This window comes from Mesorhizobium sp. WSM4311 (assembly GCF_002295115.1).
Lineage (GTDB): Bacteria > Pseudomonadota > Alphaproteobacteria > Rhizobiales > Rhizobiaceae > Mesorhizobium.
On record NZ_NSFV01000011.1, the window covers coordinates 75,833 to 101,283 of the forward strand.

The following is a 25,451-nucleotide window of genomic DNA, read 5'->3' on the forward strand; positions in this document are numbered from 1 at the left end:
CCCCGAGCCTCTCAACGACCCAGGGGACTTATCCGCATGATGCAATGCGGGCATGGTCGAGATCAAACAGGGGGAATACGCGTCAAGCTGAACCGATGGACCGTCGTGCCATTCGTCAAGCAGAAACAGAAACGTGGTGGACGAGGCATCGCCATGAGAGGAGCCGCCACCGCCTTGCCTTGTCCTCGATGTTGTGCGCTCGAGGTCCCCGGCCACGCTGAACAGCGTGGCCGGAGAATTCTAACGGGTGACCAGAGCCGCTTTTGCGGCTCCGGATTCTGTCATTCATTCGGCAGCGACGTCGAAGCCCTCACCTGCCTCGCTCGCGTCGTCGCGCTCGGAATAAGCCGCATGTGCATCGTCCAAGGATACTTGGTCGGCTGCGGAAGCCTCGCCCGCGATAGTGTCCCCTGCTTCGATATCTAGCGGGTCAGCAACCGTCGCGGGCTCCACGGTCCGCAGCAGCACGGGCAGCCAGCCGGTCCCGGCCAGCAACTGCTCGCCAGCTTCGGCCATCGGCTGCTTCTTCAACGCCGCAAGCCTTTCCGCCGCTTCACTGCCCGCACCCTCCTCGACTGCCGTGAGGATGTTCGCCTTGGTGATCCGCCCGAGATAGGTGCGCACCGTCGGCGTCCAATGTGCCGTCATGTCGAGCCCAAGCGCTGCCGCCAGCCTATCCGCTGTCTCGTGGGCGCGCGGCCGGCGATCCCAGGGCTGCTTGACGGCATTGACGGTGAGCGAGGCGCAGTACGCAAACAGGGCCATGACGCTGGCAGGATCAAGCGCGCCGATGAAGCCCCACAGGTCTGCCACATTGGCCGGGATGTCCGCTGCCCAGCCGGCATGACGATCCGCCAGCGCCTTGGCCGCTGCGGTGTCTTCGATGCCATCGGCATGGCCGCCGAGATACGTGCTCGTCGGCCGGATTTCCAGGCAATGGGCTTCCATGCCCTGATAGAAGGCCTGCGCGGCAAGCGTATGCGTTACAGCGATGAGGGCAATGTCCGGCTGCTCGCCGAGCGCAAGGCGAAGGCCGAGCGTGCGGTGGGCAGTCAGGTCGCGGACGAGAAGATCGGAAAGCGGCTTGCCGTCCTCCTCCGCGTCTTCATCATTTCCATGATTGGGGTCCGAAGTGGCATCCGCCTCGATGATCTCGCCATCACCATTGATGGTGTAGCCTTCGCCGCCTGCTTCCGGTGCGGGCAATTCGTCTTCGGCACGAATGAAGCCGCGTTCGATGCGCGCCGTTCCGTCATGGGAGAGCACAACGAACACACCGCCGCGCTCGACGACCTCCGGGTCGTAGGCGTGGCGCAGTGCATCGACGCGCTCCATCTCGGTTTCAAGCTCGCCGAAACGCTGATCGACATCATCGGGAAGCTCATCGGCGCTCTTCCATTCTTCCGTCAGTTCGTTGAACGTGCCAAGTGCCGACTGATAGGCCGCTTCGTCTTCCTCCGACAAATCAACCGGCTGCGGGTAGGTACGGCGCAGGCCGTGCGCGTGCGGATAGTCGGTGTGGACATCGGCCCATTTCCAGCCCTCGGCGTCTCTGACAGTTTCGGCGATGCCTTGCAGCTTCTCGACGACCATTCTGTCGAGCAAAGCTGCATCATCGTAGAAGCCACCGCGATCATCGGTGAACAGATCGCGGACGATCATACCGCCCGCGTCGATATAGGCTTCCGCGCCGATGAAGGCGGCACGGCGATCGCCAGCCGCCACATGCGTCCGCGTCAGCTCGCGGCGGATGATGTAGGGCTCGCGGTTGTAGGTCAGGTTTTCGAACACCTGCTCCTGCCGGGCGTGATCGTCGGTGATGGCGAACGCCATCAGTTGGTCGAGCGTCAGATCGCCATCTCGATAGACCTGCATCAGCCTGGGGCTGACGGCACCAAGCCGCAGACGCTGCCGCACGACATGAGCGGTGACGCCAAAGCGGGCGGCGATTTCCTCCGCACCCCATCCGCGTTCCTCGTTAAGACGCCGGAACGCCTCAAACTGGTCAGCGGGGTGCATGTCTTCACGCGTGATATTCTCGTCCAGGCTGATCTCATGCGGGTCGTTCTTGATATCGATGACGCAGCGGATCGGTTCGGTCTTCTTGATCTGCTTGCGCTTCACGCGCAAAAGCTGCGCCAGCCTGCGGCCCTCGCCGATGGTGACGAAATAGAAGCCGGTTTCCGTCCCCTCGCCGTCAAGTTCGGGCTCAATCACGAGGTTTTGTAGGATGCCTTTGGCGGCGATGCTTGCCGCATAGGCTTCGATGATCGCCTCGCTATGCGGGGTCTTGCGCGCATTGCGCGGGGACTTCTTCAACCTGTTCAGCGGAATGAAAACCTCCGAGCCGCTTACGCCGGCAATCGTGGTTTCCGCACTCCTTGCATGGATGGTCATGGTTCTGGTCCTTTCCCGTAAAATGCCGAAGGCATGCCCCTCGGCATGCCTTCCGGGGGCGCGTGAGCGCGCGGCAGAGAGGGGGGTTGAATGCCGGCGAGCGGAGCTGGGCTGCGCGTCGAGCGGGACGGATCGGGTCAATTCGGCGGATGACTGGTCAGCGCCGCCTTGCGAGCGGGCGGCCTCGCTCTGTCGCAGGCGCCAATCGCGGGGGAGAGATGGCCAAGACCATCTCTCCCTCCTTTGAGGTTGTCGCCCTCAGTTGCCAATGGCCCCTGCCATATGGAATTTCGATTGTGTAGAGACGGCGGAATGTCCGGCCAAGGCCAGGCAGAGCATCAAACTCACCAAGAAAACCGAGAAAGGTCCGCCATGCGTTTTCGCGCGTCATCGGTAGCTACCTTCGTCGGCGATCGCGCCCCACGCGGCCTTCGTAGGCGCGCCATGAAAGTATCCGAGCGGATGAATGACTTCGGGTGTGATAATCATCGGCCCGCTAGCCACACGGCTGGAACGCGATCGTAGCCAGATCGTTTTCGTGTCATGGCAAGGCCCGATACCCAGTCCGTAGCCCGTTTGCTCCGGGAGTATGCTCAGCGTTCCTCCCTGCGGGGTGGAAATCCTTACCGGGCGAAGGCGTATCTGCGTGCGGCCGACAGCCTCCGCGCGTTGTCGGAACCCCTGGAGCGAATCATCGCGGAGGGCGGGCTGACGGAGCTGCGAGGGATCGGCGATGCGATCGCCGATATTATTACGACGCTTCACCAGACCGGTTCGCATCCAAGCCTCGAAAAGCTCCGCAAGGATGTGCCTGAAGGTGTGCTCGAACTGTTCTCGATTCCAGGACTGCGTCCTGACAAGATCCTCAAGCTTCACCAGTCGCTCGGCGTTTCATCGCTTGAGGACTTGGAGGCCGCGGCCAAGGACGGCCTGATCGCCAAGACAAAGGGTCTCGGCGCCTCGCTGCAGACAAAGGTGCTGCAAAATCTTGCGATTGCACGATCCGCCGAAACGCAGCTGCATCTGCACAAGGCAGCTGCCCTGCTTGAGCATGCCGTGGAGATCCTCAGGCGGCGGCATCCTGAATTTGTAAAGCTTCAGGTCGCCGGCGATTTCCGCCGCGGCAGCGAACTTGTCTCCGATCTGGCGGTTGTCGCGGAAGCCAAGCAACCAGCCGAGAACAAGCCAAGCGGCGGCTTGAACCTCGTCATTACCGACAAAAGGCATTTTGGCGCACAGTTGCTCAATGCGACGGGCTCGGCTGAGCATGTCAGGTTGCTGCACGAACGCGCAAAAGAGCTGGGAATGGAGCTGCGGCCGGACGGTCTCTATCGTGGAAAGAAGCTGATCGCGTCGGCAACCGAAGCGGACATCTACGAGTCGCTGCGCCTGCAATTCATCGAGCCGGAACTGCGCGAGGGCCGCAATGAGATTGAGAAAGCAGAGAGGAACAAGCTTCCGAAGCTTGTCAGCGATGCTGATCTGCACGGAATCGTTCACTGCCACACGGATGCCTCGGATGGCACCGCGACTTTGGCGGCCATGGCGAACGCTACGCGGGAACGTGGCTTCGAGTATTTCGGGGTGGCCGACCACTCGCGGTCCGCGCACTACGCCGGCGGCCTGTCCATCGAGGAGATCGAAGAGCAGCACCGTGAGGCGGACCGGTTGAACAGGTCCTACGGGAAAGAATTTCGGATTCTCAAAGGCATTGAGGCCGATATCTTGGCGGACGGTTCTCTCGATTATCCCGATGAGATTCTTGCGACCTTTGATTTCGTTGTCGCCAGTGTCCACAGCCGCTTCAGGATGACGAAGAAGGACCAGACCGATCGTATCATACGGGCGGTTCAGAACCCTTACACGACCATTCTAGGCCACATGACGGGCCGGCAACTCACTCGTCGACCAGGTTACGAGATCGACATCGACAAATTACTGAGGGCTTGCGCAAAATTCGGCGTCGCTGTTGAAATCAACGCTCATCCCTGGCGGCTGGATCTCGATTGGCGCTGGCATGAGAAAGCCCTCGCCCATGGCTGCATCTTCAGCATCAATCCCGACGCCCATTCAATCGGCGAACTCGATCATATGCATTGGGGCGTGGAGACGGCCCGGAAGGGCGGCGTGCCGGCAAAGAGTGTTTTGAATGCCATGAAGCTGCCAGCACTGCTCCGCTATCTGTCGAGCAGGCGGCACCTCTCAAATCGCGCTGCATAGTCGGGAGAGACTTGGGCCGTTCTAGTTGTGTCTGGCACCGATCCTTTGTGCGATCGACTGGGGCTTTCGGGTCATCCTCCTGACAGATGCTCTCTGCAGCTCCGCCGAGGAAACTCATGATGCCATGATGGGCGCCTACCTCAACAGGTTCGGCGAGCAGGTGGAGTGGACGCCTTGCTGGAAGCATGGCCCGGCACAAAGCTGGAGCGCAGGGCGTCCTGAGCGTTCGCGGCGGCGGATTGCCAGATGGGTGGCCGGCTACATCGGGAAATTCCTCACGAAGGAACTCACCGCCTGCCTGCTAGTTTGGTGTCAAAGACACCTCGGAGGACATCTTGGGCTTTTTCACTAAAGACATCAAAACGCTGAACGACCTCTTCGTACACACCCTGCAGGATATCTGCTACGCAGAACGGCAGATCGCGAAGAAACTGCCGGACATGATCGAGAAGGCAACCGAGCCGTCCCTGAAAAACGGTTTCGAAACTCACCTTGCCGAGACAAAGAACCAGGTCGTGCGCCTGGAGAAGATCTTTAAGATGAATGGCGTCCAGGCCAAGGGCGTCGATTGTCCTATGATCGACGGCATTCGCAAGGAAGCAAGCGAGGTCGCCGGCGACGTCGACGACAACCAGATCCTTGACGCAGCGCCCACCGCCGCCGCACAGGCCGTCGAGCACAATGAGGTCACACGTTACGGCACGCTGATTGCATGGGCGAAGAAGCTAGGCCGCAACGATTGCGCTTCCGTGCTCGAGCAGAACCTCGACGAGGAAAAGGCGACGGACCAGAAGCTGAACAAGATGGCGCTGGACAGCATGAACCAGAAGGCGGCCTGAGGCCGCGACGAAAGAATGGGCCGTCCGCTCTAGCGGGCGGTCTTTCGGCAGAAGGGATAGCGATGGACCCGATGATGGTGCTGAGAGCATTTGCAGCCGCGACGACGATCCTGGCTGCGGCGCTCGTCGCCGTGAATTGGAACGCGCGCATCACTTTCGCGGGGTTTGTGATATTCATCGTCGCTGCCATTGCCTGGTCAGCGGACGGATGGCTGGAAAGCAAGGCCTCGCTGATTGTCCAGAATGTTATCCTCCTGGTTGTCAACGTGCTTGGAGTCTGGCGCTGGCTGCCAAAGGCGGAAAAGGAAATGGACTAACCGGCGCTTCAGCTTGAACGAAAGAGGTACCGAAGCTGCATGCCGCGCAAGCTCAAAGTCTTTCAGACCTCTCAGGGCTTCTACGATCTCGCCATCGCGGCGCCCTCCATGAAGGCGGCGCTCGAAGCCTGGGGGTCTGGCATCAACCTATTCCACCTGGGATTCGCGACCGTGTCCGACGATCCCAAAGTCATCGCGGCGGCGATGAAGAAGCCGGGCGTCGTCTTGCGGCGGACGCTGGGGACGAACGGGCCGTTCAGTGAGCACGCTGACCTGCCAGCCACCCTCGACGATGCGCCGGAGCAAAGCAGAAAGCCACACGCGAAAAAACCCAGCACTGGCAAGACCAAGGCCGCGGACGAGAAGGCCGAGCGCCGTGCGGCAGCCGAATACGAAAAGGAGCGGCAGCGGCGTGACAGCGAGCGCCAAAAGGAGGAGGCGTCCGCGGCGAAGGCTAAGGAGCGGCGCAGGGCGGCAGTGGAAAAGGCGGAGCTAGCGCTGGCCGACGCGGAGCGCGAGCACGCGGAAATAATCACCGAAATCGACAACGATCAGGCGGCCGTCCAGCGCCGCGCGGACGACGAGGAGAAGCGCTGGAGCACGTTGAAAGCGCGTCTCGACGTCAATTTGCGAAAGGCACGTGGCCTGGGAGAACGGAAGCCATTTTCGTAACCCGGGCACAGGAACAATGTCCTCTTTTCGCGGATCATCGCAAACGAGGAAAAGAAAATGGCGAAAGCAGCATCGTTTCATGAACGGCGAAACGCTTTACCTTTTTGTTAGATTTTCCGGATGGAAAACAGCTAGCACTTGTCGTCAGATTGCTTTAGGCGGCAATCAGCTTCCCGAAGAATTTGCGGATATCGTCCACCAGCAGGTCAGGGGTCTCGGAGCTTTCGCCGACGCTCTTTCGCCCGCTCATGGAGGATGGACAACTTGTTGCGCCTCTACCCACTGTTTTGAAGGGGCCTGACTGGTACTTCGCCCTGATCCGCGAAGGCGACCAGCGACCAGCGCCCCGGAGCTTTAGCAATTGGCTACGTGCAAAGATCCAGCGGTCGCACTGGCAAGACTGAGTAGATCAATGCGGTAGTCGAGCGCATTGGCTCGGAGGCTTCCCGGCAGACACAGGTCGGCGCCGCCTTGCGAGCAAGCGGCCCCGCTCTGCGCAGACGGCATTCGCGTGGGGGGATGGCCAAGACCATTTCTTCCCTCGTGTGAGGCTGTCGCCCTTCTGTTGCCTGGCCTTTGCCGTATGCAATTGAGTTTGTGCGGAGATGGCGGAGTGCCGGGCTCCCTTTAGGAAAAAACGCAGCCGTAGGAGCGTCAGCATAGCGGCGCTGAAGGCGCGACGCGGGACCGACTGCAATGACGAGACCGCGTCAAGAGGGTAGCCGAAGGAGCGTCAGCATAGCGCCGCCGCAGGCGGGACGCGGGGCCGACGACCCCCGGCGAGGAGTTCCGTTTTGGCTCGATTATACTGACACTTGGCTGCAAGACTTCGACGGCGTGCCTCTCGGCGGCGCCAGTCAAATTAACCCGATCGGCGACGAGCTGGAGTCCGAGCTTCACGAGGACCGCAGTGCGCAATCCCAGCCCAGGAACCTAAGCCGGCGCTACCCATGCAGTTGACATTTTGCCTGGCGTCGGAACAAATATAGAACATGGAAATTCTCGAATCAACACGACTGTCTCCCGCGAGAGAGACCGCTCAGGCCTTTTGATGCCAACGGGGAACGACGTGGCGGAACGGCGCTTCACAGGGCCGCAGAGTGACCTGAACGAGTGGAGCAAATGAAGCTGCCTGTTCTCCCGGTTTATTATTATCACGACCATTTCACAGAAATGCTCGGCTTCGTCAGCGAGACCTATGGTGCTGTGTTGACGCATCGTCACCGGGCCTTCATCGAGACTTTTGCGACCATCTCGAAAGACGCCCAGTGCCTTTTGATCCGGATGATAAACCGGCGCGGTGTCATTTTTCGTCAGTCTGCTTTCCGCTATGCCGAGATTTCGAACGCGAAACGCGCTGTTGCGGAACTCCGCACTCTTGGATATGTGCGCTCGCTCGCAGAGAGCGACTACGCCCATTTCATCGTTTGCCATCCCAAAGATGCGCTCATCCAAGGCGCAAAGAATGCGGGCCTGGCCGAGCTGCGCACATCCTGGGCGAAGGGCAAGCTCGTTGACTACTATCTTGCGAACGTCACCTTCGAGACAGCCTATCAATATTGTGGTGGAGATGACTTTATCGCCCTTGGCGACACGGCACCGATTGAATTCCTGCTCTACCTTTATTTCGGCAAGACCGAGCAGGATCTGAAGAACTTTGCCTTGCGGGACCTCGGCATCCTGCGCACCAACAAGAATGCAAATCTGAGCGCTCGCTTCACGGACGCCGATGAGGCCCATGCGAGCTTCCATTTCAGCCGCCTTCTTGATGGCCTTGAGGTCAAATCCGAGCCCACCTACCGGGCCGCCATATCCGCAATCCTCGGCGGTCCTCAATGCACAACTGACTATGCCGCGGACCTGAAAAGCAAGGCAGCGCACAAAGCCGGCCAGTACTTCGAAAAGAGCGACGAGAAGGAGTTGGCGATACAGCTCTATCGCGCCGGTAGCTCCTTCGACTGCAATGAGCGCCTCGCGCGTCTGCTCTATTCGACCGGCGACAAGAAGGGGTCGGAAGAGCTCCTGCGGCGGATGATCGATGATCCCGCCAGTGACGACGAGTTCGTGTTTGCGAATGATTTCTATGCCCGCAAGTTCAACGGCCGAAGGACTGGGCTTTGCACCGAGCTGCTGCGGGCCGGCCGCACGATCACAGTCGACGATAGCTGGCGGGGCAACCCGGAGGCCGGCGTCGCCGGTGTGATGCGCCGGCAGGGCTGCAAGGTCTTCTACGCGGAGAATACCCTCTGGCACTGCCTTTTCGGTTTGCTGTTTTGGGATGAGCTCTTCGAGTCAGGCCAGCTGCACTCGAGCTTCGACTGGATGCCTCATTGTCTGAAGGACAAGACCTTCGCGCGCCTGTTCGCAAAAGAGATCGGCGAAAAACTGGCAGCAGTTGCATCACAATCCGCGCTCACACTTGTTCTGCGCACCATTGCCGGAAAGTGGGGGACGCCGAACGGGATCTTCGCTTGGGACTATGTCGACATGGACGCGATACGGCCGCTGCTCGCCGCCCATCCAGGCGGCGTAAGCACCATGTTGCGGCTCATGTGCGAAGATTTTCGCGCCATGCGCGACGGTTTTCCGGACCTCATGACCGAGCTTAATGGCGAAGTCGCGTTCCTTGAGGTGAAGGCAGAAGGGGATGCTGTCCGCCGCAGTCAGCTGACGCGGCTGCGACAGCTTGGCGGCGCAGGCATCAAGGCGGATATCGCGCGTGTCGATTTTCGGTTCGATCCCGAGCAGGAGTATGTCGTCGTCGACATCGAAACCACGGGAAGCTGGTCGAACGGCGACCGCGTCACGGAGATTGGCGCGGTAAAAATCCGCAATCATGAAATTGTCGACGAATGGAGTTCGCTGATCAATCCGCAGCGGTTGATCCCGGCTATGATCACTCGGCTCACCGGCATCACGAACGACATGGTAAGAAACGCGCCCCCGTTTGCGGAAGTCGCTGACGAGTTCATGCAGTTCATGGGTGAGGGAATTTTTGTCGCCCACAATGTGAATTTTGACTACGGCTTCCTCTCCAGCGAATACGAGCGGCTCGAACGTCGCTTCCGGTTCCCAAAACTCTGTACCTGCGCGACGATGCGAAGGCAGTTCCCGGGTCACAAGTCTTACGGCCTCGGCAGCCTCTGCGAGGCGTACGACATCAACCTCAAAGATCATCACCGGGCACTCTGCGACGCACGCGCCGCAGCTCACCTTCTCAACCTCATCAATGGAAAACGTGATATCGGCCCGTCGGTGCTTGCAGAGCAAGCGGCATAAGCCGCTCAGCGGGTCGATGATGTCGCATGGACGAGGCGCCCTCGGCAAACCGCGTGGGTCGAGCGTTGGCGAGCTGTGGTGAAACTCGTCCCCTCCGCCGTGGTGGCTGCCGAGCTGCGAGGCGCGCGTGTTTGGCGTCCGATCGGCGATCCTCCGGTCACCGTAAAGCGGCAATGCCCGCAGCGGTCTCGGCTCAGATTCGGGGATTTTTCGCCGAGCATACCTATCGGATTAAGCCGCGCTCGCTCGATGAAGCCTATCTCGATGTGACTGAGAACCGGCACGGCATTGCCGGGCGACGACCGGCGCTGAAATAATCAGGGCGAAGATCCCTGTAGTGATCGGGCTGACCGCGTCCGCCGGTAACTCCTACAACAAATTCCATGCAAAATGGCATCGGATCACGCCTCGCCTGGGGCCCGCTTTCTCGAAGCCTTGCCGGTCAGGAAATTCCACGGTGTCGGACCGGCGATCGCGGCGAAGATGCAAGGTCTAGGCATCGAGACTGGCGCCGATCTCAAGACGAAGCCCCTCGCCTTCCTGCAGCCGCATTTCGGAAAACCGGGGCTTTGGTACTACAAGATCGCACGCGGCCTCGATGAGCGCTTTGTCGAACCCGGTCGGCCGCGCAAGTCCGTCGGCGCCGAGGATACTTTTACCTCCGATACATTTGAGCTCGATGCGGCGGTGCAGAACTGGGACCGCTTGTCGCCAAGGTCTGGAATTATTGTGAGGCCAAGGGCATTTGTGGCAGGACCCGTTACCTTGAAGGTCAAGTTTGCCGATTTTCAGCAGATTACCCGTAGTCGCACCGCTGAATTCCCAATGCATGCCCTGGCTGATGTCGAGCAGCTAGCCGCAAGCCTTTTGAACCCGTTTTCCCCACGCAGAAGGGATCCGATTGCTCGGTGTCACCCTTTCATCGCTTTCGAAGCACCGCCCTCCGAACAGCATCAACTGCGTCTCGAATTCTAACATATCGTTTTGCGATTGGGTGTGCAGTTCGTTCGGCTGCCCCCAATGCTGGTTTTCGCCTACTCTTCGAATGCGGGATGACAAGAGGCGAATTTGAGAATTCCAGACGAGTTGGACGGTATCATTGCGGACGTTGAGAAGCGACCGGCGTTTAGTTCGGGCTCGAAACCTCTTCCGGAGCGAGCCCTCAATGCGGTTTGCATTTGGAAGTGGCTCCGCCCGCAACAAGAATAAGGAAGATATTCCTGATGCGTCGGCAGGTTCTTCCCGGCAGCCTGAAGATGTTGCGAGCAGGCTCCAACGCGATCTAGTCGGGTCGTTCACTTATGCCTTCCTGATTGAGCGGCCGGGCGATCGTCGGGTTCGGGTTGTCTGGCCGCGCTCGCACTGGAGCGTGAAAGCGCCTTCTGCTTCCCATGTCCTCGTTGCTTGTTTGGTGATACGATAATCGGGGAGAGACGAACCGTCCTATCTCCCCAAGAGTGCTCACGGACGGACGCGGATAACCGTCTTGCCCGTGCGGCGCTCGGTCGAGTTAAAGGTCGCAACAGCGTCGTCGAGGGTCGAGAGCTTGCCGATATTCGTCCGCAGTCGTCCATCCCGGATCCGCTGAACTATCTCAAAAAGCTGGTTTCGATCAGCCTCGACGACGAAGTCAACCGTCAGGCCATCTGCAGGTCGAATATCCGTTGGTCCTACGACAGTCACAAGCGTTCCTCCTGCCCGGACCAGCGTTGCAGACCGTTTCTGGATGTCGCCGCCGATGACGTCGAATACCAGATCAACGCCGCCGACGTCTTCCAGGGTGTCGTTCCCGAGGTCGACGAATTCATTTGCGCCGAAGTCGAGCGCCTTCTGGCGGTCTGCGGCGCGTCCGGTGCCGATGACATAAGCGCCGGCTTCTCGCGCAAGCTGCGTCACCATCGATCCGACTGCGCCGGCCGCGCCATGCGCGAGAACGCTCTGCCCCGCCTGAAGGCGGCCATGCTGGAACAGCCCCTGCCACGCGGTCAGGCCCGAGATCGGCAGGCTCGCGCCCACCGTAAAGTCGAAATCGCCCGGCAGCGGCGCGAGGTTGCGTGCCTCCATGGCCACATACTCCGCGAGCGTGCCGTCGCGATGCCAATCCGCAAGGCCGAACACCCGCTGCCCGACCGTCAGCCCCTTTGTGCCATAACCCAGTGCAGTGACCACACCGGCCAGCTCATGGCCGAGGATCGACGGCATCCGGTCACGGAAGGCTCGATCGGCCCAGGTCGAAGGCCATTCCAGTTCGGTGTTGACGAATCCCGCTGCATGAACCTGTACGACGACGTCGTTTATTGCCGCCTGCGGCTCGGGCCGCTCCACCAGCTTCATCCCGGCCGTTCCTGCAGCCTGGTCCGTCACTACGATCGCTTTCATGGGAATTGTCTCCTCGGTGATTTGATCCGATCATAGAGGTTCGAACGCTGGGCGACAGCATGGCCCCGATTGCTTTGGAAAGTCATCATGGTTCTCCGCGACCGGCGCCGAAGGCCTCTCCTTCCTCTTTCAACCCGTCGCCGAAAATTCGACCCGCCTCTCACTCTCCGCCGGGAGAGCTTCCTGCACTCTGGCGCTTACCCCTCCCCTGCCCCTTCCAGCATACAGACGCAACGAAACCCTCCGCCGCTCGTTAACGTCATGCTGGGTTGATCCCTAGCCACTCCAGACCCTGCCCGCTGCCTATTGGTGGCGGGCCTTTTTCAGGTGGGTGCGGAACCTGATTTTCCACAACCAGTTACATATGGCGGCAGCGTCCCCTCGCGCTGCTGGCCATGGGCGGGAAGCCTTGGCCAGGCCCGCATCGCTTCGCCAGTGGTGCGGGCCTACAAAGCCTAAAGGGCAGCCCATCGGCAGCGCCGGATGGCTGTGCCGGGATTTTCCTTGGCGAGGTAACCAGATTGGAGCCTTGCAAGCCAATCTTCAATCTCCGGCTTGGGGGCGCTCGGCCTCCCGCTGGCGCTCGATCTCCTCTGGTTCCTTCTTGTCGATCTGTGTCAGTTCGTCTCTAGCCGCGCTGTTGGCGCGCAGCAGTTCGTCCAATTTTGACTGTATGGCCTGCGTGTCTCGATGCTCGGCTCTTTGTATAAAAAGGGTCATCGCCCAGGTGGCCAATGTCGCGGCGCCGTGCCAATCAAAGCTGCTGCGTTCGAAAACGATCCACAGCACAGCGTAGACCACCAGGATCAGAAATGCCCATGGCCTCGCTGTCAGCGTACCGGCTTGCGTGATGATGCTGGAGGCATTCATTTCCTGATCCCAACCTGGCTTTCCAACCAGTTTGGGGAAAGTTTGTTCCGTCGTCCGTGGCGAACTTCCGGGGTCATTCGTTGAGATCGAAGGAGGCCCGTGAGGTCCGCCAGTGTCTGGTCTGGCCCCGCAGAGCGGTCGAACGTTTCAAGTGTTTGGCCATTCGCACGTTGCTGGATCGATCCGGCTAGCGCGTCAACGCGAGGTTCGCCTTCGGATTTTATCCGCACCGGTCGGTCGAAAAGATCCGTGGAATGATCCTCTCGAAGTCCCCTCGTCTTCCATCAGGCGGCAGCAGCGATCGCTGAGGCGAAGTCGCGATATGGGCGCAGCGCGCGGCCCTGAGGCGCAGTACGGTGCCAGACGTCGCCGGCCTCAGGCATCATCCCTTCGGTGAAGAAGCGCTCGCCCATCAGGCTCATGTCATAGGCCATCCAGGCGGGCATGAACTGCTTCAGACGATCTTATCCAACGAAAACGCTGAAAGCCGGGAACGCTCCTCGCCTTGGCGTTTCACAGTCCGCAGCCAGGTCCGCCCGCTAATGCAAGGCCAGCTGTGGTCAGCGTTTGCTCCCGTGACCGGCAGAATTGAGCCGGGTACTGGTGTAGCGCTCAATCGAAGAGATAGAACAAATTGCGTGGAACAATCGCATGGGCGGACCGTTCTCAGGCGATCTTCAGGCTTAGGATTTCTCGTATTGCAGGCACCGAACGAAACCCAGACCGAAGCTTCGCAGACGGTTAGCGATTTCGCCGAGCGTGAGGCCGCGTTGGGCGATCGACAGACCACCAATAATGCCATATCGCGACGTCTGGTTGTCGTCTCGAATCGGCTGGGGAATGTACGCGATCTGGCACAAGCCGGGGGGCTTGCAGTGGGCGTCGTCGATGCCTTGGCCGAGCGTGGAGGGCTGTGGCTAGGGGCAAGCGTCGGGCACCATGATTCAGCCGCGAGCGACGAACCGCTGATCCACCTCGAACGCGTGGGCAAGATCGAGACGGCCGCACTGACGCTGCCGCAGCGGGAGTATTCGCTCTACTATAACGGCTATGCCAACAGTACGCTGTGGCCGCTTTTCCATTACCGGCTCGACCTTGTACAACACCGCAGCGAGTTTCGGCATGCGTACAGGCAGATCAATGCGCGCTTTGCCAAGGCGCTCTCGCGACTGCTATCAGGCAATGATGACCTGATCTGGGTTCACGACTACCATCTTATCCCGTTGGCTACGGAGTTGCGCCGGCTCGGATTCGTAAATCGGATCGGTTTTTTCCTCCATATACCGTTCCCGCCGCCGGACCTGTTTGTCGCCACGCCTGACCACGGAGAACTCATCGCTGATCTGCTCCAATACGACGTGCTGGGTTTCCAGACCGCGACGGACGTGACAAATTTTCGGCGCTCCGTTCGGGCGACAAGTTCGACAACCTTCGACATCGGCGGCGTGGCCAAAAGCAATGGCCGAACCGTGCTGTCGAGCAGTTTTCCGATAGGCATCGATGTCGACGCCTTCGCACGTATGGCTAACGAGGCGGCCGCGGATGTCCAGATCGATTCCATGCGCCGCCAGATTCTTGGTCTCAAGCAGATTATCGGCGTCGACCGGCTGGACTACTCCAAGGGACTGCCCGGCCGCATGCAGGCCTTTGCGCGCCTTCTCGAAAGGCACCCCGAACACGAGCGGGCGGTAACCTATCTGCAGATAGCGTCACCCACGCGAGAAGAGGTGGGAGCGTATGCGGAAATACGCGCTCAGCTCGAGGCAACCGCTGGCTCCGTAAACGGAAAATATGCGGATCTGACCTGGACGCCGATCCGCTACATCCACCGCACCGTTCCGCGCTCGCGGCTGGCCGGTCTGTTGCGGGCCAGTCAGGTCGGACTGGTCACACCCCTTCGAGATGGAATGAACCTCGTCGCAAAAGAATATATAGCCGCCCAGGATCCAGCCGATCCCGGGGTCCTCGTATTGTCGCGTTTTGCAGGCGCGGCTGAAGAGCTTGCGCAATCCTTGATCGTTAACCCCTATGTTGTCGACGAGGTAGCCGATGCGATAGCAAGAGCGCTGGCCATGCCGCTCGAGGAAAGACTTGCAAGGCACGGTGCCCTGATTGAGAGCATCCGGCGCAATGACGCGGCACAATGGAGGAAGTCATTTCTCGAGGCGCTGGCGAACAGGAGCTAGCGTGGCCTGGCAGTGACCGACCGGATATCCTCATCGCGCACGGGTCCTGGCGAGATTTTCTTCGGCGGCATGAAACGAGCGCCAACTTGCGACGTTGCCGCTACAGGGAAGATATACGGGAATAGCGCCATGAAGATATCGCTGTTGCAGTTTCATGAGCTTGCAGCGCCACGGGGAGAGGGGTTGCATCCGGTTTTCTTGCAGCCACGGTTGACCAGTCCGCCCGACTTTGTCGCACTGCCGATTGTTGAGGTGGGCGAGGAACAGACCCCTCGCCCTGTGCTCCAACTGGTCAGGCCTGGGTCGGAAGACAGCTGACGGCCTGTCTCGTCTTCATACCGGTCAGACCGGCGGGCGGGAGTACGCCGTTCTGCGGCTGTTCAAGCCGACAGCTTGCCCTTGGCACCATGCACGAGCGGTGATTGGCAGATCAGGATTCGCGCGGAGCAACCGGCGTCTTTTCATCAGCTCCAGCCGATGCGGAATGATCGGATTGTGCCAGCACCCCTGCCATTCTGGCAAAGCTGACAAATGCTTGCCGGGCCTCTTCGGGTGGCATTTGCCCGGCAATCGAGGAATTGCAGCTTCTCACCGCGCCAGCATATACTGGGCAAGCTTGATTCAGCATCCCATGATCGCTCTTTCACTGTTGGGCGTCATTTCACCATCCTCGCTATCTGCGAGTGTCGGGGCTAAGCACTGGCGATCCTTGTCCTCGGTCTTTGCCTTCTTCTCGCCGCGAAGCGTCCGGACGCCATCATCCAGCATAACCTCGATGTCATTCTCATGGAGGCCCGGGATTTCGGCCGTCACCCGGATTTCCTTATCGGTTTCCGAGAACTCCACGCTTGGCCAAGTCCCGTTGAGAGGGGGTACGCGGCCCAGAACCGAAGGTGTGTCAAAACCGCGGAACACCTCGTCGAAAAGCCGGTTGACATTGCGGTGCAACGACAGGAACGGATCCATGTCGTCACCGCGATAAATGCTCGGTGCCTGGCTGCCGCCACGGCTCCAGGGAATCAAGTTCCGTACGCTCATTTGTCCTTCTCCTTTTCGTTTTATGGGTCGCACCCGGATCCCACCCACGACAGGAAGGGGTGTCTGCTGCAGGCCGACCGCCAAAGATCAGGCCGCCGCGCTTTCAATGCGCTTGGAGGCCGCCTTTTTGTCGGTCTCGACATTAATCGCGATGCGGCGCGGCTTCATCTCCTCGGGAATTTCCTTCTTGAGGTCGATGATCAGCAGACCGTTTTCGAGTTTCGCCCCGACTATGGTTACATGGTCGGCCAGTTCGAATTGGCGCGCGAACGGCCTCAGCGCCAGGCCATGATGTAGGTACTGGACCTCGTCCTTCTCTGTCTTGGCGCCCTCGATCCCCAGCATATTCGGCAGATGCGTGATCATAAGCTCGTTTTCACCGAAACCGGCCACCGCTAGGACAATTCGATAGGTGTCTTCGCCGAGCTTGGCGATATCGTAAGGCGGCCAGTTGTCCGCATTCTGTGGCGAACTGGCGTTTTCGAGCAAGTTGAAGATGCGGTCAAAGCCGATGCTCGACCGATAGAAGGGGGAAAAGTCCACGTTTGTTCTCATAGCTACATCCTCCTTGGAGCAACATAGATACGAGGGAACGCCAAGAAGCCTGGCGCTCCCTGACACGTCGGCCCTTGTACGGCGACCGACAAACATGAGTTGGGAATCGATTTCCGCCGCGCCAAGAGGCGTCTTTAACACCCATTTTGGCGACCGTTTCGAAGAGCTGCTGGCAAGCGCCCCGACCACTACCCATTTGCTCTGTTGGGATTTCAAGTGGAGGTAAGTATGACCATGACACGCCAAGACGTCGTCTCGGTCCTTGGACCGATCGACGACTCAACGATTGCGGAAATCATCGCGTCCGGTGCCTCGCTCGAAGAGTTGAGAGAGGCATTGGCATGGACGGTCGGGGATGAGGCGTTGATAAGCCAGGGACGCGCATTGCCAGGAACACGGGTCGCAGGGTTGATCGACCTGATCGAGCACGATGATGAAGACGATATAGCACATCAGGCCCAGCTGAAGCCGGGCGCCGACAACTGATTAAAGACCGCGTGGAGCGCTAAGGTTCGACCGCGCCGTCTCCGGGTACCTGCAAGGACGTGAATTGCCTGCCACCGTTCTCGATAACTTTGTAGCGCGCTGCTGGCCCCCCAACGAGCGACGTGCTGTAGATTGGTCGAGCCCCACCGACACCATGTGCCCGACGGAAAATCTCTTTCCGCCTAATACGAACCTCTGCCAGCATCGACCTTCGGTCATCAGAAAGACCATTGTGCTGGCCGGGCTGCAAGTACAGGGGTTCAACTATTCTCAATGCCCGCAGCCTGATTTTATTCCCGACGGCAGACAGTCCAAATCTGCCTGCATTTCACCTAAATGCCAGTATGAAGAGGAACCAGATCGAAGGAGAGGTATTGAGCTAAGGTGCTTTGCAGATGAGCGTTGAATGGACCGGTATTTCTTTGACGTCTACAATAGCGAGGGGCCGGTGCTGGACGAGAATGGCCAGTTATTTGCCTCCAAGGAAAGTGCCAGGGACGAGGCCTTGCGCGTCCTCCAGGATGTCGCGCGCGACGAGATGCCCGACCGCGATCTTTTCAAGCTGACGGTCAAAGTGCGGGGCGAAAATGGGGCAAAGGTGTTTGAAGCATCCCTCATTTTGACCTCTGGCTGGATCGCCAAGGATTCGCAGGCGCGCTAATCGATAACTAGCTGCCTCAGTAGGTCTCAGCTGCTAATTTTCGTGGTCATTTGAGAGCGATCTCCAAGGCAGCGGTCACAGGAGCGAACGAATTCGCGTCCCGAACGTCTGTCCGCGTCTCTTGCCAGCCTGATCGAGCGCGCATTGGGTGGCGTCTTGGGACGTGGCCAAGCTCTTGTTCGCGCACGTGCCGGCAGTACCTGGTTCGTCAGCGTCCTGCTTCAACTGCCGGGCCAGTGTAGAAGAAAAAGCCCGCTCCCGAGGGATAGCGGGCAAGTCTTCTAGGGACGCGCTTTTTCGCGGCGGACTGCAACTGTATGCGGATCACATTACATTAGGTCCTGATGTGGGTACTCGATGGATTCCCAGCTATGTAATGACCGGGAAGACGATGTATCTCCAACCCCAAGCGGCACCATCGACCTTAGCATCACCTGACTATCAAAAGGCTTTAGTGCCACAGTTTCTCGCTCAGCCATTCAAGGAACTTATTGCCACCGATCGTTTTGCGAACCCGTGCGGCGGCCCACTGAGCCTTAAATGTTGTGCCGACGTGGCAACTGCAGACGATGCTATGCAATTGCCAGTCGGTCAGTTCGAAGAACCGCTTGGCTTCTCCATAAGAATCATCCCGCAGGCCCAGCTCCCGCAACACCGGATCATCAAAGGCCACAGTGATAGGCGAGCCCTGACAGCGTGAAGAATCACGGGCCTCCCGCTTCAGATGCTCGGTCCCGGTAAGGGCACCCAGGCACCGATCTGGGTCTTTTTCCAGCAGCGCTGCCCAACGTTCTATGCGCTGTTGGCGAGTCATGAACGGATACGTCGACAAAGGCTGAACCTTCGCGATTGTCTGCAGTTGGTCTAGCGTTTGATGTTTCATGGTAGGCTCCCGTCGATTGAAGTCCCCACCCTGCAAAACTATCGCGCACCGACGTCCTGACAAGAGCCGGGCCCGGTGCGGATCAGCGATAAAATTGGCCAGCTGCAGGTGAATGGCAGGGCTCGTTGATCCGGCCGCTTTCATTGGCGGCGCTGTGAACGCTCGTCCTTGACTATCCGTGGGCCGCGCAGAGTCGATGGCGAGCAATTCGTTCAGTCCCACCCATGCCGGGCCTCTCGAATTTTCTTAGGCCGTTAACGCCCAAATCGACCGTGTCTGAGCCCTTGCCGCCATCCTTTTGCGAAGCCTCAAGCCCGTTGCCCCACATTCTTGATCTCCGCGAATAGGATGACGTCAGTCGCCCTTCCAGTGGCGCTGGACCTCGACACGACACGGGCATAGCGTCAAATCGAACAAACTAGGCGCGATTCAAGGAGCCATGTTTGGAGCTGCCATGGGCGCAATGACCCCAGCGTGGCCGGCAGGAGGTTCAGCATGTCTACGAAGAACCTGTTCTGCGTTCGGCTGGTGCTGGGAACTCTGAGGATCCCGCCCGGCTTTGCTCACGTCTTAGCTCAGGAGATCCCGAGCGATTTCGGCTATCGTCGCGATCACGGCGGAAGCAGATTATCGAGGACTAGGCGACGCTCGATTTCCTTGACCCTCTCGACAGTCGCGGCTCTAGGTTTCTTCACATTGGCTCAGTTCGAATGTCGGAGTACAAAAGTATTTCAGCGACCGGCAAGCTAGGAGCGCACCTCCAGCGGCACGAGCCCTTCATGCCGCTCATCGAGATAACAAACAATGTGGTCACCGACGCGCTCGAAAGTGAGATCGACTTTCTCCTCCCCTACGGCCAGGTGACGAATGACGATATTGTCGATGCCTATTGGCAACCGTGGACGGTCGACCTCGATGGTACGGTTCCACCCGTCGATCCGAATTCCCAGACAGGCTTGCAGCATCATGAAGGCCGACCCCGCCGACCAAGCCTGCGGCAGACAAGCGACAGGGTAGGCAACCGGTGCATCGCCAATTGCCCGGGTGAACCCGCAGAATAGTTCGGGAAGCCGCATATTAAACCGAACCGCGGCCTCGAACATGCTGCTCATGAGCTTCACGACACCGGCACGCTCTTGGTAGCGGGCGAGCCCAGCGGCACAGATGGCAGTGTCATGCGGCCAGATCGAGCCGTTATGATAGGACATCGGATTGAATGGCACCTCGTCGTCGGCCAAGGTGCGCACGCCCCAACCGCTGTTGAGATGACCCGAAAAGAGCTGTTCGGCTATTGATGACGCCCGCTCCGCCGATGCCAGCCCGACATAAAGCAGATGACCGGCGTTAGAGGCGCGCACCGCGCATTGCTTGCCTTCCCCGTCTATGGCCAAGGCGTAGAAATTGTGGTCCGGCATCCAGAAATGCCTCTCCACTGCGCTGCGGATACTTTCTGCCAGCGCGCTCCAGCGCGCTGCTTTGACCGTGTCGCCGCGTCTGGCTGCCAGTGCGGCCATGCCCTGGTAGGCTGCAAAGACATAGCCTTGTACCTCAACCAGGGCGATCGGTCCCCTCGGAATCGTGCCGTCGGCATGGAATATGGCGTCGGCACTATCCTTCCAGCCTTGGTTGAAAAGCCCAGTGTCCGCCGCCCTGCTGTAGGTCACGAAGCCCTCGCCGTTACGCTTTCCAACGTCCTCTATCCATCCCACGGCCGCACACAGCGAATCCCACATGCGATTGACAAACACCTCATCGGCAGTGCGATCGGCGTAGGAGCAGGCGAGGTAAACATAGAGCGGGGTCGTGTCGACACCGCCATAGTAGCGCCCGAACGGCAGCTCGCGCAGCACCGCCATTTCCCCCTTGCGCGTTTCATGCATGATCTTGCCGGGTTCGGAATCATCGAATATCGAAGTCTCGGTGGACTGATAACGAGCAAGGAATGCCAGGACCCCGCGGGCAAGTTCTGGGTTGAGCCACAGCATCTGGAGGGCCGAAATGACGCCGTCGCGACCGAAAGCGGTCGAGAACCATGGAATGCCGGCGTAAGGATACGGTCCGGTCTCAAGATCGGTGGTCAGCAGTGCTATGTCGGCGCGCGTGCGCGTAAGCCAGTCATTGAACACGCGGCCCGAACTGAAGACAGTGGCGCCCTGACGCCGCTTCGAGCGCATGGCAAAACGTGCTCGGGCCGCCGCGGCGCGAAAGCGGTCGCTGGAGGGGACTTCTTCGTCGTGACCGACCTCTACAAACAGCGCTCTTGCGTCACGCCTGCCCACTACAATGAAGAACACGGCGTGGTTGGATTGGATCTGGTCAGGCGGCGTCGAGAACGAGATAATCGACTGGCGCGCCAAATTGTCGAGGCCTTCGTAGCGAAACATGACGCTTGCTTCGCCGATCAGCGCGTCATGAGCGTGACCGCGGCGGCTGCGCGTAGTGCCACGGACCTCGAACATATCACGAAAATCGGCGTCGAAGTCGAATCTCACGGGTAGGAGCACTTCGCGCCCAGAGTAATTCGTGAAGGTGACCCGCTCGAACATGCGATTTTGCCAGATGAACCGTGTTCGATCGACGTGCACGACGCCCGGCAGCGTTTCACGGCCGTCGGGCCCCGTAGTGGCCAAGTTCGTGAGGTTGGCGGTAAACAGTATGTTGTCCTGGGAAAGCGAGGCGCCTAGCAGGGATGGAATGCGCCCGCCGATGAACAGACGGAAGCGCGATAGTACGCGCGTGTCGTCGCGGAAAAGGCCATCGCCGGTGCCACGTATGTCGCCGTAGCTGTCCGCGACGATGAAGCAGTCCTCATGCTTGAGCGCAAATTGTCTATGAGGCTCGCGTGGTGCCGATTCATCCATCGCCGGCAGCGCCACAGCTGGGTCTAGCTTGCGATCTTCGATTTCAGCGCTCATGTCAGCTCTCCCGTTCGAAAGAGACTTAGCCCACATGCTTGTCGATCGTCGCCGACGTCGAATCGTCACCAGCGCCCCGCCTCGGCAGGCACATGCTTTGACCGCAAAGAGGCTCTTTCGACTCCGTGTCGTATGATTGGCCAATTTTGGATTTTGAGCAATCAAACTTGATATCAAGCCGATCGCTTTATGCCGGTTCGGCCGCCTGGGCAGCTATGTTTCCAGCATAGCTATTTTTTCGGAGGGACATCGCTTGTCGCCCGTGAGCGAGCGATAGATCGCCATATAGTCGGCGCACATGCGCTGGGCGGTGAATCGCTTTTCAAAAGTTCTCCTCACCCGAGAGCGGTCGAGGTCACCTATCCGATGCACGGCCTTCACAGCCTCTGCGATATTTTCCACGATAAATCCCGACACCCCATCATCGATCACTTCAGGAACGGCTCCGCGATTGAACGCCACCACAGGAGTTCCGCAGGCCATCGCCTCAATGGTCACGAGGCCGAACGGTTCCGGCCAGTCAATCGGGAACAGCAAGGCTGCCGCATTGCCCAAGAACTCCGCCTTCTGCCTTTCATTGATCTCGCCAATGAACTCAACGTTTGAATTTCGCAGCACCTGTGGTTCGACGCGTTCTCGCCAAAACGCCCGATCAACCGAGTCGATTTTGGCCGCGATTTTCAGCGGCATTCTTGCGCGGGCGGCGATTTCTATCGCGGCCAGCGGGCCCTTTTCCGGTGAGATGCGGCCCAGGAACGCCAGATAGCTCGAGGCCTTCTGACGCAAGGGTAGAATACCAGCCGGCAAGCCGTGATAAACCGTTCCGAGCCAATTGACCGGCGGCATCGGTCGGCGCTGATCGTCGGAGATCGAGATCAGTGGAACGTCGTCGAACATTGCATAAAGCCGTGCGAGATCCGGGAGGTCAAGGCGGCCATGAAGTGTCGTAACGGTTCGGCTGCTAAACTCTCTAATGACCGGAAAGTGGAGGACGTCGACATGAAAATGCAGCACATCGAAGGCTTCCGCCCATCTGCGCACCTGCTCAAGCATCGAAACGTGACAGGGGACAGGGTCCCTTGCCTCTGGGCTCAGGCGTAGCGCAACGTCGCAACACGCCACAAGTTCGGCCGACGTCCTTGAGTCGCCGCTGGCGAACAGCGTCACCTCGTGGCCCTGTCGAACCAGCTCCTCGGTCAGATACGAGACGATGCGCTCTGTGCCACCATAGAGCTTGGGAGGAACGGACTCCATTAGAGGAGCAATCTGGGCGATCTTCATTTTGTAAGTGCGTCCGCAACTTAAGAATCGACGAGGGGCCGACGCGCATGCGAGGGCTGTTCCCCCACGCCGCAAACTTTCGAATTACTAATATGTTCCCGAACTACGATAAACGACTGGCGGTCGGACACGGTGTAATCGCACACAAGGCCTCGGTCGGCTCGAGCCCCGTAGGCCAAGCCGCTAGGTGTTCAGGCAAACTTGAGACCTTCACCAAAATGCGGTCCAACCCGGCATTGGGGCGCTTCGAATCCTCGAATTCTATTGAGAGCAGACAACAGGAACGCCGGCTTCTCAAGCGGCCGGCGCGGCCCAGCTAGGCATCCTGTGGTCAACCTGAAGGCTGGTCTGGCCTCTTGCGAGGCTTGATCGCCTCGAAAATCACTTCACACAGGCTTCTGCCGCGAGCTTTCATTACGATCAAACGCCCTTGCCGAGCGCGAGTTTCTATTGATTCGGGCTATCCTTTGCCATGACGTTGACGAGTACAACGCATGCCAGCAGGGACACGACACCGCCTAGCAGGTCGTGGCTCGACAGACCGGCAAAATAGACCAATTCGAACGCCAACGCGGACATACAACTAGAACTGCCAGGCAGTGCGAATGTTCCGCCTGTGTACTGGATTCACATTTCCGGGAGATACGCCCGCTCCACGCTTCTTCGGGGTCAGCATTGTCCCCTCGATCCGAGCTTTATCGCCGATCCCCTGCCTACGCACCGACACACATTTGATATTGAGCCCGGCTGCGAGCGACCCTTATAAATCATGTTTTCGCCATTGCTTTCTAAGGTCTTGCGATGGATAACGTGACCGTAAGCGCCAATGATCAGGTCGGCCCTTGCGTTGAAGTGATCGAAGTCTGCGGAGAATGGTTCGTCCGCGTGGTCAACGGCGACGAAGAGATATTCCGATCATTCGAATTGGAGGCATTCGCCCTGGCCTACGCAGAGGGCCAGCGAATACGTCTCGGGCTTGCTTATTTCGATCAGCTGTAGCGTTGAACGCCCGCTTTCTGCGGGTGATCATCGAGGACTCCACGTGATCATTGCCGCCCATAACGCGGGCCTCGGCACGACATGGCTAGGAGTTCGATGAGTTGGGCTCGCCTACGCCAGTCACGTCCGCGTCTGATGTGCGAAAATCCTCATAATCCACTGTCGCGACGACCGCACCGCTTGCATCCTTAGCTCGCACCGCCCAGCCGACCGGCGCTTCACCACGCGAGAGCGCGTGCTGCCACAGGTCAGCCGCAGAACGCCGGCATTCGGCCAAGACCGCTTGTAGCGTGGGAAACGAAAGGCCTGCGAGCTCCTGCACGTGACCCTTGTCCTGATACTCGAGGATATAAGACGCGTCGCGGCCCGGTTCCGGCTGACTTCGCATCCTCGCGTCGTCGGCGGCGCTGGTTTCATCGAACGTGGCCGCGTGTAATAGCAGCACCTTTGCCTTCGCAATCAGTTGCACGTCATCGAGGGCGTTGTCATAGGCGAGCGAAACGGAAATCGCCTCGCCGCCTTCGCCCAGGAACCGCACTGTAGGGAAGGGTCCGTTTTCGACGACCGTTTCAAGAATCTGCATGGGATGACTCCAAGGCTATTGGTCTTTCGGCTCAGTCCTTGACGTACGCCCCCGGCTGTCGCCCGCTCTTCGGAGCCTTGGCGTCCTTGGAATGTTCGGAAAGAGCGGGCCCGGCGCCGGAGACCTTCTGGGTGGACGGGGATGGCGTTGCAGGCTGTGATGGAGACTTGGATTGTGGGGCTAGGGGGTTCTCGTCCGAGGTTGTCATGTCGTTTTCTCCCATGTCATGAGTCAGGGATGAACTAGCCATCGACATGGAGGTTCCAGCGTCGTGGCATTTCCAGAAAACCGCTTAGTTTGCGAGAGCGAACCTTCGGGAATGGTCGAGATCCGCAAGCTCAGGAGTTGCGAGCAGATCTACGACGCTCGTCCATAACCACGACGGTGCCTTAGCGTTCGCGCTGGAGGCTTCCGACGGTTCGCGGGTCACAACTGCGCCAATCGGCGAGGTCAATCTGGCGGCCGTGCGCTTCGGCCAGATCGAACCGGGGCGGTATCGGAGCCGACGCTGCCGTTGTTCATGAACCGCTCGACGCACAATTCTATCCGCACGCCGGCGCTTCCATCTATGTTCTGAAATCGCCCCCAGCGGCTATCATCATAGACAACGATGGTCTCCGCAGTGGCCTTAATTTGGGCGGCCATTGGCCGACCATCGTCCTCGTAAGTGGCGCCGATCTCGTAGCCCATTACATCGCATAGTCGCGGATGGCATCTTCCTGGTTGCCGATCCAGTAGGTCTGGTGCTCTTTCGACGTGCCCAGATATTGGGCCGCACGCACCACTCGGGTACCTGAAGGAGCTTTTGGCATCGCTACAACCATCTGGCCGAAGTCGGCTTCTATCGCTCGGGTTAAAGGTTCCGACAGCATGCCATTCCGCACGCTCATC

At 59.3% G+C, this 25,451-nt stretch carries 22 protein-coding genes and 2 pseudogenes; 11 read left to right on the plus strand and 13 right to left on the minus strand.

Annotated features, from left to right (window positions below; translation table 11 throughout):
- Positions 1 to 285 precede the first annotated feature (285 nt).
- Positions 286 to 2,397, minus strand: a complete 2,112-nt coding sequence (locus CK226_RS25625) for a ParB/RepB/Spo0J family partition protein (RefSeq protein ID WP_095789502.1) — start codon at positions 2,395 to 2,397, stop codon at positions 286 to 288.
- 543 nt (positions 2,398 to 2,940) lie between these two features.
- Between CK226_RS25625 and CK226_RS25630 the strand changes: the two genes are divergently transcribed.
- From CK226_RS25630 to CK226_RS35675, 7 genes and pseudogenes are all read left to right on the plus strand, one after another.
- On the plus strand, positions 2,941 to 4,617 hold the full coding sequence (locus CK226_RS25630; RefSeq protein WP_095789501.1) for a DNA polymerase/3'-5' exonuclease PolX: 1,677 nt from the start codon (positions 2,941 to 2,943) through the stop codon (positions 4,615 to 4,617).
- Between the two features lie 31 nt (positions 4,618 to 4,648).
- Positions 4,649 to 4,783 (plus strand): annotated as a pseudogene (locus CK226_RS35670) (cysteine hydrolase); the annotation flags it as partial.
- A 169-nt stretch (positions 4,784 to 4,952) separates the two neighbouring features.
- Positions 4,953 to 5,456, plus strand: coding sequence for a DUF892 family protein (locus CK226_RS25640; RefSeq protein ID WP_095793402.1), 504 nt, complete (start codon positions 4,953 to 4,955; stop codon positions 5,454 to 5,456).
- A gap of 62 nt (positions 5,457 to 5,518) precedes the next feature.
- On the plus strand, positions 5,519 to 5,773 hold the full coding sequence (locus CK226_RS25645; RefSeq protein ID WP_095789499.1) for a hypothetical protein: 255 nt from the start codon (positions 5,519 to 5,521) through the stop codon (positions 5,771 to 5,773).
- A gap of 39 nt (positions 5,774 to 5,812) precedes the next feature.
- Positions 5,813 to 6,445, plus strand: a complete 633-nt coding sequence (locus CK226_RS25650; protein WP_095789498.1) for a cell envelope biogenesis protein TolA — start codon at positions 5,813 to 5,815, stop codon at positions 6,443 to 6,445.
- A gap of 1,122 nt (positions 6,446 to 7,567) precedes the next feature.
- Complete coding sequence (locus tag CK226_RS25660) at positions 7,568 to 9,724, plus strand: exonuclease domain-containing protein (RefSeq protein ID WP_095789648.1); 2,157 nt, start codon at positions 7,568 to 7,570, stop codon at positions 9,722 to 9,724.
- Positions 9,725 to 10,114: 390 nt separating this feature from the next.
- Positions 10,115 to 10,699, plus strand: coding sequence for a hypothetical protein (locus CK226_RS35675; RefSeq protein ID WP_245437845.1), 585 nt, complete (start codon positions 10,115 to 10,117; stop codon positions 10,697 to 10,699).
- A gap of 486 nt (positions 10,700 to 11,185) precedes the next feature.
- Here CK226_RS35675 and CK226_RS25670 read toward each other — a convergent pair whose 3' ends face one another.
- The 3 genes and pseudogenes from CK226_RS25670 to CK226_RS25680 all read right to left on the minus strand — a co-directional run.
- The gene (locus CK226_RS25670) at positions 11,186 to 12,103 is read right to left on the minus strand and encodes an NADP-dependent oxidoreductase (protein ID WP_095793404.1); all 918 of its coding nucleotides are present in this window, start codon (positions 12,101 to 12,103) and stop codon (positions 11,186 to 11,188) included.
- 543 nt (positions 12,104 to 12,646) lie between these two features.
- Positions 12,647 to 12,973, minus strand: a complete 327-nt coding sequence (locus tag CK226_RS25675; RefSeq protein ID WP_095790647.1) for a low affinity iron permease family protein — start codon at positions 12,971 to 12,973, stop codon at positions 12,647 to 12,649.
- 284 nt (positions 12,974 to 13,257) lie between these two features.
- Positions 13,258 to 13,431 (minus strand): annotated as a pseudogene (locus CK226_RS25680) (NmrA/HSCARG family protein); the annotation flags it as partial.
- A 240-nt stretch (positions 13,432 to 13,671) separates the two neighbouring features.
- On the opposite strand from CK226_RS25680, the gene CK226_RS25685 reads away from it, so the two are divergent.
- Positions 13,672 to 15,159, plus strand: a complete 1,488-nt coding sequence (locus tag CK226_RS25685) for a trehalose-6-phosphate synthase (RefSeq protein ID WP_245437846.1) — start codon at positions 13,672 to 13,674, stop codon at positions 15,157 to 15,159.
- A gap of 430 nt (positions 15,160 to 15,589) precedes the next feature.
- On the opposite strand, the gene CK226_RS25695 is transcribed toward CK226_RS25685, so the two are convergent.
- The 3 genes from CK226_RS25695 to CK226_RS25705 all read right to left on the minus strand — a co-directional run bounded on the left by CK226_RS25695 (position 15,590) and on the right by CK226_RS25705 (position 16,752).
- The gene (locus CK226_RS25695) at positions 15,590 to 15,787 is read right to left on the minus strand and encodes a DUF982 domain-containing protein (protein WP_095790646.1); all 198 of its coding nucleotides are present in this window, start codon (positions 15,785 to 15,787) and stop codon (positions 15,590 to 15,592) included.
- Entirely contained in the window at positions 15,781 to 16,197 is a 417-nt protein-coding gene (locus CK226_RS25700) for an Hsp20/alpha crystallin family protein (RefSeq protein WP_143750388.1), read from the minus strand. Before CK226_RS25700 ends, CK226_RS25695 begins: the two co-directional genes overlap by 7 nt.
- Positions 16,198 to 16,284: 87 nt before the next feature.
- Positions 16,285 to 16,752: an Hsp20 family protein gene (locus tag CK226_RS25705; protein ID WP_095793405.1), complete on the minus strand. Its 468-nt coding sequence runs from the start codon at positions 16,750 to 16,752 to the stop codon at positions 16,285 to 16,287.
- 228 nt (positions 16,753 to 16,980) lie between these two features.
- Here CK226_RS25705 and CK226_RS25710 point away from each other — a divergent pair, with 228 nt between their 5' ends.
- Entirely contained in the window at positions 16,981 to 17,238 is a 258-nt protein-coding gene (locus CK226_RS25710; RefSeq protein WP_095790033.1) for a hypothetical protein, read from the plus strand.
- A 448-nt stretch (positions 17,239 to 17,686) separates the two neighbouring features.
- Entirely contained in the window at positions 17,687 to 17,899 is a 213-nt protein-coding gene (locus CK226_RS25715; protein WP_245437847.1) for a hypothetical protein, read from the plus strand.
- 451 nt (positions 17,900 to 18,350) lie between these two features.
- Here the strand turns inward: CK226_RS25715 and CK226_RS25720 are convergent, their stop codons facing one another.
- The 3 genes from CK226_RS25720 to CK226_RS25730 form a co-directional block, all read right to left on the minus strand.
- The gene (locus tag CK226_RS25720) at positions 18,351 to 18,782 is read right to left on the minus strand and encodes a hypothetical protein (protein WP_095774596.1); all 432 of its coding nucleotides are present in this window, start codon (positions 18,780 to 18,782) and stop codon (positions 18,351 to 18,353) included.
- A gap of 746 nt (positions 18,783 to 19,528) precedes the next feature.
- The gene (locus CK226_RS25725) at positions 19,529 to 21,697 is read right to left on the minus strand and encodes an amylo-alpha-1,6-glucosidase (protein ID WP_095790031.1); all 2,169 of its coding nucleotides are present in this window, start codon (positions 21,695 to 21,697) and stop codon (positions 19,529 to 19,531) included.
- A gap of 213 nt (positions 21,698 to 21,910) precedes the next feature.
- Positions 21,911 to 22,978, minus strand: coding sequence for a glycosyltransferase family 4 protein (locus CK226_RS25730; RefSeq protein WP_095790030.1), 1,068 nt, complete (start codon positions 22,976 to 22,978; stop codon positions 21,911 to 21,913).
- Between the two features lie 801 nt (positions 22,979 to 23,779).
- Here CK226_RS25730 and CK226_RS25735 point away from each other — a divergent pair.
- A complete protein-coding gene (locus tag CK226_RS25735; RefSeq protein ID WP_095790029.1) occupies positions 23,780 to 23,977 on the plus strand; it encodes a hypothetical protein in 198 nt (65 codons plus the stop codon).
- 85 nt (positions 23,978 to 24,062) lie between these two features.
- On the opposite strand, the gene CK226_RS25740 is transcribed toward CK226_RS25735, so the two are convergent.
- From CK226_RS25740 to CK226_RS36170, 3 genes are all read right to left on the minus strand, one after another.
- On the minus strand, positions 24,063 to 24,560 hold the full coding sequence (locus tag CK226_RS25740) for a hypothetical protein (RefSeq protein WP_095790028.1): 498 nt from the start codon (positions 24,558 to 24,560) through the stop codon (positions 24,063 to 24,065).
- Positions 24,561 to 25,010: 450 nt separating this feature from the next.
- The gene (locus CK226_RS36165) at positions 25,011 to 25,250 is read right to left on the minus strand and encodes a hypothetical protein (protein ID WP_179301131.1); all 240 of its coding nucleotides are present in this window, start codon (positions 25,248 to 25,250) and stop codon (positions 25,011 to 25,013) included.
- Positions 25,250 to 25,450: a hypothetical protein gene (locus CK226_RS36170; RefSeq protein ID WP_179296077.1), complete on the minus strand. Its 201-nt coding sequence runs from the start codon at positions 25,448 to 25,450 to the stop codon at positions 25,250 to 25,252. Before CK226_RS36170 ends, CK226_RS36165 begins: the two co-directional genes overlap by 1 nt.
- Position 25,451 lies beyond the last annotated feature (1 nt).